The 10,537-nt window shown below is 75.3% G+C and carries 10 protein-coding genes; 7 read left to right on the forward strand and 3 right to left on the reverse strand.

What is annotated here, in order from left to right; translation table 11 throughout:
* Positions 1 to 3: 3 nt before the first annotated feature.
* Positions 4 to 966 (reverse strand): glutathione S-transferase family protein, encoded by a 963-nt coding sequence (locus J2S66_RS07940; protein ID WP_310314718.1) that lies wholly within the window; start codon positions 964 to 966, stop codon positions 4 to 6.
* A gap of 150 nt (positions 967 to 1,116) precedes the next feature.
* Positions 1,117 to 1,476 (reverse strand): DUF2203 domain-containing protein, encoded by a 360-nt coding sequence (locus J2S66_RS07945; protein WP_310305696.1) that lies wholly within the window; start codon positions 1,474 to 1,476, stop codon positions 1,117 to 1,119.
* A 125-nt stretch (positions 1,477 to 1,601) separates the two neighbouring features.
* Between J2S66_RS07945 and J2S66_RS07950 the strand changes: the two genes are divergently transcribed.
* The 3 genes from J2S66_RS07950 to J2S66_RS07960 all read left to right on the forward strand — a co-directional run bounded on the left by J2S66_RS07950 (position 1,602) and on the right by J2S66_RS07960 (position 4,513).
* A complete protein-coding gene (locus tag J2S66_RS07950) occupies positions 1,602 to 2,339 on the forward strand; it encodes a GAF domain-containing protein (RefSeq protein WP_310305699.1) in 738 nt (245 codons plus the stop codon).
* A 410-nt stretch (positions 2,340 to 2,749) separates the two neighbouring features.
* Positions 2,750 to 3,436 (forward strand): hypothetical protein, encoded by a 687-nt coding sequence (locus tag J2S66_RS07955; RefSeq protein ID WP_310305701.1) that lies wholly within the window; start codon positions 2,750 to 2,752, stop codon positions 3,434 to 3,436.
* A 60-nt stretch (positions 3,437 to 3,496) separates the two neighbouring features.
* The gene (locus J2S66_RS07960; protein ID WP_310305704.1) at positions 3,497 to 4,513 is read left to right on the forward strand and encodes a helix-turn-helix domain-containing protein; all 1,017 of its coding nucleotides are present in this window, start codon (positions 3,497 to 3,499) and stop codon (positions 4,511 to 4,513) included.
* 20 nt (positions 4,514 to 4,533) lie between these two features.
* On the opposite strand, the gene J2S66_RS07965 is transcribed toward J2S66_RS07960, so the two are convergent.
* Positions 4,534 to 5,973, reverse strand: a complete 1,440-nt coding sequence (locus J2S66_RS07965) for a hypothetical protein (RefSeq protein ID WP_310305707.1) — start codon at positions 5,971 to 5,973, stop codon at positions 4,534 to 4,536.
* Between the two features lie 106 nt (positions 5,974 to 6,079).
* Here J2S66_RS07965 and J2S66_RS07970 point away from each other — a divergent pair, with 106 nt between their 5' ends.
* The 4 genes from J2S66_RS07970 to J2S66_RS07985 all read left to right on the forward strand — a co-directional run bounded on the left by J2S66_RS07970 (position 6,080) and on the right by J2S66_RS07985 (position 10,447).
* Positions 6,080 to 7,942 (forward strand): ABC transporter ATP-binding protein, encoded by a 1,863-nt coding sequence (locus tag J2S66_RS07970; protein WP_310305709.1) that lies wholly within the window; start codon positions 6,080 to 6,082, stop codon positions 7,940 to 7,942.
* A gap of 97 nt (positions 7,943 to 8,039) precedes the next feature.
* Positions 8,040 to 8,351, forward strand: coding sequence for a hypothetical protein (locus J2S66_RS07975; protein ID WP_310305712.1), 312 nt, complete (start codon positions 8,040 to 8,042; stop codon positions 8,349 to 8,351).
* A gap of 219 nt (positions 8,352 to 8,570) precedes the next feature.
* Positions 8,571 to 9,764: a sensor histidine kinase gene (locus J2S66_RS07980; RefSeq protein WP_310305715.1), complete on the forward strand. Its 1,194-nt coding sequence runs from the start codon at positions 8,571 to 8,573 to the stop codon at positions 9,762 to 9,764.
* Complete coding sequence (locus J2S66_RS07985) at positions 9,761 to 10,447, forward strand: response regulator (RefSeq protein WP_310305717.1); 687 nt, start codon at positions 9,761 to 9,763, stop codon at positions 10,445 to 10,447. Before J2S66_RS07980 ends, J2S66_RS07985 begins: the two co-directional genes overlap by 4 nt.
* The last annotated feature ends 90 nt before the right edge of the window (positions 10,448 to 10,537 follow it).

Raw genomic sequence — 10,537 nt, forward strand, 5'->3', positions numbered from 1 at the left:
CTCTCAGGCGCGCAGCGGCGTGTGGTCGGGGTCGACGCGCTCACCCTCGCGCACCGGGCCCGGCGGGGTGCCGTCGCCGAACGGCCTGCCGCCCAGCGCCTCGCGGCCGTGCGGCGTGACCCAGTCCGAGAGGTCCGGCCCCTTCGGCACGATCCCCGACGGGTTGATGTCCTCGTGCACCACGTAGTAGTGCTTCTTGATCTGGTCGAAGTCGACCGTGTCGCCGAAGCCCGGCGTCTGGAACAGGTCGCGCGCGTAGCCCCACAGGTTGGGCATCTCGGCGAGCTTGTTCCGGTTGCACTTGAAGTGCCCGTGGTAGACCGGGTCGAAGCGGACGAGCGTGGTGAACAGCCGCACGTCGGCCTCGGTGATGGTGTCGCCGACCAGGTAGCGCCGGTCGGCCAGCCGCTCCTCCAGCCAGTCCAACGCCGTCCACAACCGGTCGTACGCGTCGTCGTAGGCCTCCTGGCCGCCCGCGAAACCACACCGGTAGACGCCGTTGTTCACCTCGGTGAACACCCGCCGCACCACCGCGTCCAACTCCTCGCGGTGCTCGGCGGGCAGCAGGTCGGGCGCGCCCTCCCGGTGGTGCTCGCGCCACTCGGTGGACAGGTCCAGGGTGATCTGCGCGAAGTCGTTGGTGACCACCGCGCCGGTCGTGGTGTCCACGAGGGCGGGCACCGTGATGCCGCGCGGGTACTCGGGGTCTCGCGCGAAGTACGCCTCCTGGAGGCGTTCGATGCCGAGCACCGGGTCCCGGCCGCCGGGGTCGAGGTCGAACGTCCACGAGCGGGCGTCGTGGGTCGGGCCGGGCAGGCCGAGCGAGAGCGCGTCCTCCAGGCCGAGCAGCCTGCGCACGATGATCGCCCGGTTCGCCCACGGGCAGGCCCGCGCGGCGACCAGCCGGTAGCGGCCCGGTTCGACGGCGAACCCGTCGCGCCCGTCCGCGGTGATCCGGGTCGTGATGTACCGGGTGTCCCGGGTGAACTCCTTGCCCTTGACCGAGTACGTCCCGCCCTGGCTGTGCTCGGGGTGTTCGTTCTGCTCGCTCACGGCTGCGAGCCTACGTGGTTCCGGCCGCCCCGCAGCACGACCGCGCGGGCGCGGGGCGCGGGGTCACGGCAGGCGTCGCCGCCCGGCGAAACCGAGGTCGGCCCGGTGGTACCAGTCCACGCCCTCGTCGCCCTCCAGCCAGCACAGCAGCACCGGCACGCCGTCGAGGTCGGCGGGGAAGTCGACCAGCAGCGGCGCGAAGCCCTTCAGCTCGGCGCCGGTCCGCTGCACCACCGTCATCAGCTCGTCGAGCCGCGCCTGGGCCGCCTTCAGCTCCGGCAGCCCGCCGAGCGAGGTGCGGTCGCCCGAGTGCACCGCGGCGGCCAGTTCCGCGGCGTCCGCCCGGACGGCGACGATCTCGTCGAGCACCGGCCGCAGCCGGGCCAGTTCCTCCCGTGCCCCGGGCACGCTGAACAGTCCCACCCCGCCACCCTACGGTCCGCCCGCGGGGGCCGCGGTACCGGTACCGCGGCGCGGCTATACCGGGCCGCGGGGAAACATCGCCGCTCGTCGGGCGGACGTCGTGGCCGGGCACCATCGTGGGTGTCATGGGAAGCCGGTCGGATGACGCGAGACGGTTGCTGCTGTGGGACGGGATCCTCCGCAGGGCGGAGGTGGAGGGGGCGGACGCCGGCGTGCGGCACGCCTGCGAGGTGGCGCGCGACGTGCTGGCCGCCGACGGCGTCGTGCTGTACGAGGCGGTCGACCCGGTGACGGCCGAGCCGGTCGCGACGGTGGGCGACGGCGCGGCGCGGCTCGCCGAGGCGGAGATCACGGTCGGCGAGGGACCCGCGCTCGACGCGATCGCCGAGGAGTACCCGGTGCTCGTCCACGACGTGGACGCGGTGGAGCGCTTCGTGCGCTGGCCGGCGTTCGCGCCGCAGGCGCTCGTCGGCGGTGTGCGCGCGGTCTCCGCGTTCCCGGTCGTGATGGGCGCGGTCGTGGTCGGCTGCCTGGAGGTGCACCACCGCGCCCCGGTCGACCTGGGCGCCGACCGGATCGTGGACGGGCTGCTGCTGGCCGACGCCGCGCTGGCGCTGATGCTGCACGGCGCTCCCCGCGCGCCCGGCGCGGACCCGGTGCTGGCCCGGTGGGTGACGGTGCGCCAGGCGGCCGACGCGGTGGCCGTGCAGTTGGGCTGCGACCCGGCCACCGGGCTGCTGCGCCTGCGGGCCCACGCCTACAGCACCGACCGCCGGCTCGGCGACGTCGCGGAGGACGTCGCCGCCTGGCGGCTGCTGTTCGCCCCGGAAGCGGACGCCCAGTCCGAGCGCGGCCCGGGCTGACCCGGTTCCCCTCGCGCCACCCCGCCACCCCGCCACGGTGGAAAGCGGCCCCTTGCCTGCCTCCGGGGACCGGTGCGCACAATGCGCCGTGCGGTGGCGTGCGGCTGGAGGGGACGGTGTGGTCGTGACTGCCGCGGAGGTCCCGCTCCGACCACCGCGCGGCGCCCGGAACCGCTGTGCCGCAACGGCCCACCTCGCCGGCCGTGCGCGGCGGCGCGTCGGCCCACCGGGGCCCCGACCCCCGGTGGGAGTCCCGTCCCGGCCGCCGGGCGGGACACCGACCGCCGGCGCCGCTCGAACGGCCGCCCGCCGAGCGGGTGATCCGCGGTTCCTCACCCGGCCGGGTCCCCACCGCCGTCACCGAGGGGGGCGACCGCCGGGGGCGTGGTCGACCGGTTGGAGGGTGCGACGTGGACGAAGACCTGCTGCACGTGCGGGTGTTCGGGCAGGAGAGCGTGTCGATCCTGCACCTGTCGGGGTTGCTGGTGCCGGGGAACTACGCGTCGCTGCGCGACGTGCTGCTGATGACCGCGCTCGCCGAGCCCGCGGCGATCGTGGCGGACCTGACCGGACTGCGCGTCGCGCCGCCGCTCGCGTCCAGCGTGTTCCGGGTGGTGCGCGACCAGGTCGCGTCGTGGCCGGGGGTGCCGATCCTGCTGACCGGCGCGGAGCCGGGCGCGGTGTGGGACCTGCCGTGCTTCGACACGGTGGAGGAAGCGGTGGCGTCCGTCGGGCCGCCGCCGCGGCGCTGGGTGGTGCGGGTGCCGCTGCCCCGCGCGGGCGCCCCGGTGTTCGCCCGGCTCGCCGCCGAGGAGGCGTGCCGGGTGTGGAGCCTGGAGCGGATCGGCGAACCCGCGGCCGGGGTCGCGGCCGGGCTGGTCGACCTGGTGGACCGCGGCCTGCCCCGGCGGCCCACCATCGCCTTCGAGTGGTGGCGGGACCTCTTCGTGATCGCGGTGGGCGACGACGTGCCGGTGCGGTGCGACTCGTGGGACCTGCGCCGCGCCGTCGCCGCCGCGCCGGACCGGACGGAGCGCTGCGGCTGGTCCACGACGTGGACCGACGGCACGCTGATCTGGGCCGTGCTCAGGGCGTGAGGCGCGGGCCGCGGGCGCCCGCGCCGGACGACAGACCACTCGCAGGACAGGGGGACGACCGTGGTTCCGCACGACACCGGACCGGCCGGGCGCACGCGCCCCGCGCGCACCGACCTCAGCCCCGACGACCTCGACGTCTACCGGGCCCTGCTGGACGGCTCCGGCACGGCGGCCGAACTCGGCCACCGGCTCGGCGTCGGCGCGCGGCGGCTCGGCCCGGTGCTGCGCAAACTCGTCGACCTGGAGCTGGCCACCCGCGTCGAGGGCCGGCCGGTGCGGTTCGGCGCGGTCGCGCCCGAGGTCGCGTTCGGCGGCCTGCTCGTGCGCAAGCAGCGCGAGCTGGAGGAGGTGCGCCTGCTGCGCGCCGAGTTGCGGGAGCGCCACCGGCGCGCGGTGGGCGGCGCGGACCCGGATCGGCTGCTGGAGGTGGTGCGCGGCGCGGACGCGATCGCCCGTCGCGCGAGCCGGTTGGTGCGCTCGGCGCGCCACGAGGTGCGGTTCGTCGACAAACCGCCCCACGACCGGCCGCCCGGCGTGCCGCGGACCGCGTCACGGGAGCTGCTGGACCGCGGCGTGCGCTTCCGCGGCGTCTACGACCGCGCGTGCCTGGAGCGGTACGCGCCGGACGGCGTGCCGGGACCGGTCCTGCCGCCGGGCGAGGAGGCGCGGGTCGTGCCCGACGCGCCGCTGAAGATGATCCTGGTCGACCGCCACCTCGGCCTCGTCCCACTGGATTCGACGGCGCCCGAGCCGGTCACCGCGCTCGTCGTGCGCCCCTGCGCGCTGCTCGACGCGCTGGGCGCGCTGTTCGAGGGCCTGTGGTCGCAGGCGCTGCCGCTCTCCGCGCACGACCACGGGTCGCTGTCCGCGCAGGACGCCCGGCTGCTCGCGCTGCTCGCCACCGGCATGCCGGACCGCGGCATCGCCAAGCAGCTGGGGTTGAGCTACCGCACGTTCCAGCGCCGCCTGCACGACCTGATGCGCGCACTGGGCGCGCAGACCCGCTTCCAGGCGGGGGTGCGGGCCGCGGCGAAGGGCTGGGTGCGGGTGGCGCCGCCCGACGACGCCCCGGGGTGACCCACCCACCCGGAGGGCTGTCACCGCGGATCGGCCAGCTCGATCAGGCGCAGCACCAGCACGGCCACCGGGAGGAGCAGCAGGACCTTGCCGAACGCCACGAGCATCCCGGTGTTGACGCGGGTCACCAGACCGCGCCGGCGCACCCCGACCGACTCCAGCGCCGCCCGCAGGGCACGGGCCACGTGGTGCGCGGGCGATCCCGGCGGTGACCCGGCGGGCACGACGGGCGACACGTGCGGCGCCCAGTCGGCGTCGAACGCGACCACGGCGGCGGTCCAGCGGTCGGCGGAGGACGGCACGAGCAGGTCGAGCCGGGCCGGGGTCGGCAGGTGCCCGTCGAGCCGGCGGTGCAGGTCGTCGCGGTCGCCGGGGACGAGCAGCACGAGCTTGTCCGGCGGCTGGGTGGCGCGCGCCCGCTCCAACTCCCACCACAGGCCCTCGCCGGGGCCGAGCCGCAGCACGACCAACCGGCTCAGCTCCATCAGCCGGAGCACCCCCGGCCGCCAGTCGTCGGGCGGCAGGTAGAAGCGGGCCGCGCCCAGGTGCGGCAGCGGTTCCCCCGGCCTGCCGACCGCGATCACCGGTCCGAACGCCCGCAGCACCGAGGCCAGCTGCTCCTCGCGCGAGTGGACCGGGAGGAGGAAGCCGCTCAGCCCCACGGTCACGTTGTCCACGGCGGCCGAGGTGTGGTCGTCGACGAAGGCGCGCAGGTACAGCACGGGCCGTCGGCCGTCGGCCTCCAGCGCCCGCACCGCGTCGCGCGCCGAGCGCCGGCGCGAGTGGCGCAGCACCGGTGAAGCCAGGGCGACCGCCACCACGGCCCCGACCAGCACCCACGACCGGGCACCCCACGGCAGCCCCTCGACGCGCAGCGACAGCGTGCCACCGAGGAAACCGCCGACCAGCAGCACGTACCCGACGCCGGTCAGCGCCAGGAACACCGGTCGCCGCCACCGGGGGCGGTGCGGGACGTAGCGGCTCACCAGCTCCACCACGTCGGCGGCGGCCTCCCGACGCCGGCGCCGCAGCCACAGCGCCGCACCGGCGAGCAGCGCCGCGATCCCCGTCCACCACAGCGCCCGGTCGGCCGACCCGTCCAGGGCCGCGTCCAGCGCCACCCGGTCGGCCGCCACCTCCTCGGCCAGGTCGTCCAGGTACAGCACGGCGGTGTCGCGGCCGTCCCCGGCGCCGTCCGCGGCCAGGGAGACCAGCGTGCGGCTGCCGAACGGCGGGGCGTTGTCCCGGAACCACGCGTCGCCCGCCCGGACCCCGTCGCACGACCCGGGCACGCCCGCGGCGCAACCGCGCACCGCGTCGGCGAACACCGCGGCACGGGCCGGCGCGTCGGCGAAGCGCTCCCGGTCCCGCAGGTCGAGGCCCGCGGTGGTCAGCAGGTGCGCGGCGACGTAGGCGATCGCGACGGCCAGTGCCGTGACCAGGCGCGAAGTTCGGAGCACGTCGAAGGACTACCACGGCGGGGCCGCCGAGCGGGCGATATTCGATCGCCGCGCTCCGGTCGACTGCGGCAGCATGGGAGGGCCGAGGTGACCCGGAAGGAGTCGGATGGTCTTACCGGGTTCTGGAGAGAAGCCCACCGGAAAACCCGTCGACGACAACCGCAGGAGGGCGGTCCTGCTCGTCCTGCGCCTCTACGGCCGGGAACTGCGCAGGCACCGCCTCACCGGCGCACTCGCGCTCGTGCTGCCCGCGCTGGGCAACACCTGCCTGCTCTACCTCGCGCCGCTCACGGTCGGCGCCCTCGCGGGCCACCTCGCGGAGGGGGGCGGCAGCGGCCTCGCCACCGTGCTGCCGTACGTGTTCGCGTTCGCCGGCCTCATGCTGTTCGCCGAACTGCTGTGGCGCGTCGGCGTCCACTGCCTCAACCGCACGGACGCCCGCGGCATCGAGAACCTGTCCGTGTACGCGATGGACGCCCTGCTCGCCAAGGACGCGGCGTTCTTCCACGACAACTTCGCCGGGTCGCTCACCAAGAGGGTGCTCGGCTTCGCGTCCCGCTTCGAGGAGTTCGTGGACACGGTGGCGTTCAAGGTCGTCGCCAACCTGGTGCCGCTGACCTTCGCGTGCGTGGTGCTGTGGTCCTACGACCCGCTGCTGGTCGCGGTGCTGCTCGGCCTGATCCTCGTCACCGGGTTCGTGATCACGCCGCTCATCCGCCGCCGGCAGCGGCTGGTCGCGGAGCGCGAGGCGTCGTTCGCCCTGGTGTCCGGCCGCGTCGCCGACACGCTCGTGAACATGGAGACGGTGCGGGCGTTCGCCGCCGAGCGGCGCGAGGGCGTCGAGCACCGCGACCGCGCCGCCGGGCACCGGGTGCTGGCGCTGCGGTCGTGGGACTACGGCAACCTGCGCATCGACACCGTCGTCGCGCCGCTGTCCGTGCTCACCAACGCGCTGGGACTCGCCGTCGCGGTGGGCGTCAGCGGCGGGCTCGGCGTGGAGGCGATCGTGGTGACGTTCGCCTACTACACCAACGCCACGCGGATCATGTTCGAGTTCAACCAGATCTACCGGCGCTTCGAGAGCGCCCTGACCGAGGCCGCCCAGTTCACCGAACTGCTGCTCGACCCGCCCACCGTGCTGGACCCGGAGCACCCGGAACCGTTGCGCGTCAAGGACTCCGGTGTCCGGTTCGAGCACGTGGTGTTCGCGCACGAAGGGGGCCGGCCGCTGTTCACCGGGCTGGACCTGGACGTCCCGGCGGGGACGCGGATCGGGTTGGTGGGGCGCTCCGGCGGCGGCAAGACGACGTTGGGGCGGCTGCTGCTGCGGTTGATGGACCTCGACTCCGGGCGCATCCTCGTCGGCGGTCAGGACATCGCGCGGCTGCGCCAAGCCGACCTGCGGAGCCTGATCGCGTACGTGCCGCAGGACCCCGCCATGTTCCACCGGACGCTGCGCGAGAACATCGCCTTCGCCCGGCCGGGCGCGACCGAGGCCGAGATCCGCCGCGCCGCCGAGGCCGCCCACGTGACGGAGTTCGCCGACGCGCTGCCGCTCGGGTTCGACACGATGGTCGGCGAACGCGGCGTCAAGCTGTCCGGCGGGCAGCGGCAACGGGTCGCGCTGGCCCGCGCGATCCTGCGCGACGCGCCGATCCTGCTGCTCGACGAGGCGACGAGCGCACTGGACTCGGAGAGCGAGGTGCTGGTCCAGGAGGCGTTGTGGCGGCTGATGGAGGGGCGGACCGCGCTCGTCGCCGCACACCGGCTGAGCACCGTGGTGCGGATGGACCGGCTGGTCGTCCTCGACCGGGGCCGCATCGCCGAGCAGGGCACGCACGCCGAGCTGCTCGACGCGGACGGGGCGTACGCGAGGCTGTGGCACCACCAGTCCGGGGGCTTCCTCGACGACGTGACGCCCCGCGGTGACGCGGTCGCCCCCGAGGGCGCGAGGACCTTCCGGGCGTGAGCGCCGCACCACGCGGTCGCCGACGTGAACGGGGGCGGGTGCCGCCCACGCCGCGCGCCGGGTCGCGCGCCGCCCGCCCTCGTGCGACGGTGGCCGCGTGCCGCGCGACGAACCCCCGCCCCGCACGCCTGACGGCCGGTACGTCGTCATCGACGGCAGGCGCTGGCGGGCGAGCGACCCGGACCTGCCCGAGGACGTGTCGACCAGGCTGCGCGGCGCCCTGATGGCCGCCCGCCGCGACGTCGGCCGCGCCCTGCGCGCCGGTGACCCGGACGCCGAACGGCGTGCCCGCGACCGCGTCCAGGAGGCCAAGGTGGCGCTGGGCGAGCGGGGCACGCCGTGGTGGGAGCAGACCGACGAGGAGCGGCGGCGGCGGTGGGAGGCCGGCCTCGCCCGGCTCGGGGTCTGACTCCCCGCGACAGGGGTCAGCCGGGCGGCGCCACGACCTCGGGCGGCACCGCGAACGCGCCGTCGAACCCGTCCCACCTCGCCGTCGACGTGCGCACCGCACTCGGCCTGCCCGGTTCGTCCGCAGTGGAGGAAACGGGACGCCTACCCCCACGGGGGTAGCGCGACGTCCCCCCGCGGGTGGGCGACGCCGGTCGTCGCGCCGGCCTAGGTTGACGTCGTGCGGTTCTCGCTGACCCCGATCCGGCTCGACGTCCTGCTGGCCCTGGTGCTGACCTGGCTCACCCTCGACACGGTGGTCAGCCGGGCGGACGGGCAGGCGCAGTTCTGGGAGTACGTGCTGGCGGCCCTCACGGCGGCGCCGATCGCGCTGCGCCAGCGCGCGCCCGTGGCGACGGTGGTGGTGATGCTCGCCGCGTTCGCCGCCTTCAACCGGCTCGGCAGCGACCTGATCCCCAACTCGGGCATCGGACTGCTGGTGGGCGTGTTCACGGTGGCCACGCTGCGGTCCAGGGTGGTGACGGCGGCGGTGGTCGCGGCGACGCTGTGCATCGTCGTGGCGGCGGTGCTGGGCATCGACGACATCGCCTGGTCGGAGGCGGCGCAGACGGTGATGGTGGTGCTCGGCGTGTGGGTGCTGGGCGAGGGCACGCGCCGGTGGGCCGAGCGGGCCGAGCGGGCGGCCGAGTCGGCGGCGCGGGCGGTGGCCGAGGAACGGGTGCGGATCGCGCGCGAGCTGCACGACGTGGTCGCCCACCACATGTCGGTGATCTCGCTCCAGGCCGGTCTGGCCTCCTACGTGCTGGACACCGACCTGGCGACCGCGCGCAAGGCCATCGACACGGTCGGCCGGACGAGCCGCGAGGCGCTCACCGAGATGCGCCGGCTGCTCGACGTGCTGCGGGTCGACCAGGACGGGGACTACCGACCCCAACCGGGTCTGTCCGACCTGGACGAACTGGTCGACCGGGCCCGCGACGCCGGACTGACCGTCGAGGTGCGGGTCACCGGCGACACGCGCCCGCTGCCACCGGGACCGGACCTGTGCGCGTACCGGGTGGCCCAGGAGTCGCTGACGAACGTGCTCAAGCACGCCGCCGCGGCCCGCGCCCTGGTCGAGCTGGACTACGGGCAGCAGACCCTGACGCTGAAGGTGACGGACGACGGCGCGACCGCCGCGCCGCACCGGGTGCCGGTGACCTCGCACGGCATTCGGGGCATGCGCGAGCGCGCCGAGCTGTACGGTGGGGTGCTCACCGCCGGACCGCGCGCCGGGGGCGGGTTCGGCGTCGTGCTGCGGCTCCCCCTGGAGGACTCGCAGTCGGAGGATTCGCAGCTGGAGGACGCCCGGCCGGAGCAAGCCCAGCCGGAGCAAGCCCAGCCGGAGGAGTTCCGCCCGGGAGGTGACCGGTGACCGTCCGCGTGCTCGTCGCCGACGACCAGGCGCTGATCAGGGCCGGCCTGGTCGCGCTGTTCACCGCCGCGCCCGGGTTCGAGGTCGTGGGCGAGGCCGCCGACGGCGCGCAGGCCGTGGCGCTGACCGCGGCCACCTCCCCGGACGTGGTGCTGATGGACATCCGGATGCCGGTGCTGGACGGCATCGCCGCCACCCGCCGCATCCTGGCCGACGCGGGGGAGGACCCGCCGCGCGTGGTGGTGCTGACCACGTTCGACCTGCCCGAGTACGTCTACACCGCGCTCGGCGAGGGCGCGGCGGGCTTCCTGGTCAAGGACACCCCGCCCGAGCGGATCATCTCGGCGGTCCGCACCGTCGCGGCGGGGGACATCCTCATCGCGCCGCACATCACGCACCGCCTCATCGAGACCTACGCCCAGCACCACCGGGCCACGTCCGTCGGCGCGCCGCAGCTCGCCCGGCTCACCGCGCGGGAGACCGAGGTGCTGCGCCTGGTCGGCAACGGCCTGACCAACGCCCAGATCGCGCAGCGCCTCGTGCTCAGCGAGGCCACGGTGAAGACGCACGTCAAGCGGATGATGGGCAAGCTGGCCCTGTCCAGCCGCGCGCAGGCCGTCGTGGTCGCCTACGAGACCGGCCTGATCGTGCCCGGGCCGGGGAGACCCGGGTCCGGCGGGTGACCGGCACACCGGTGATCGTCAGGCTATCGTCAGGTTGAGTCACCTCGCGGTGCGGCAGGATGGGTGTCCTGTTGGGACACCGTGCTCTCG

The sequence above is a fragment of the Saccharothrix longispora genome (assembly GCF_031455225.1).
GTDB classification, from domain to species: domain Bacteria; phylum Actinomycetota; class Actinomycetes; order Mycobacteriales; family Pseudonocardiaceae; genus Actinosynnema; species Actinosynnema longispora.

Bases quoted from the DNA above. Each gene is read 5' to 3' on its own strand.
- J2S66_RS07950 (WP_310305699.1), top strand. From the start codon at position 1,602: ATGGGAAGCCGGTCGGATGACGCGAGACGGTTGCTGCTGTGGGACGGG.
- J2S66_RS07970 (WP_310305709.1), top strand. From the start codon at position 6,080: ATGGTCTTACCGGGTTCTGGAGAGAAGCCCACCGGAAAACCCGTCGAC.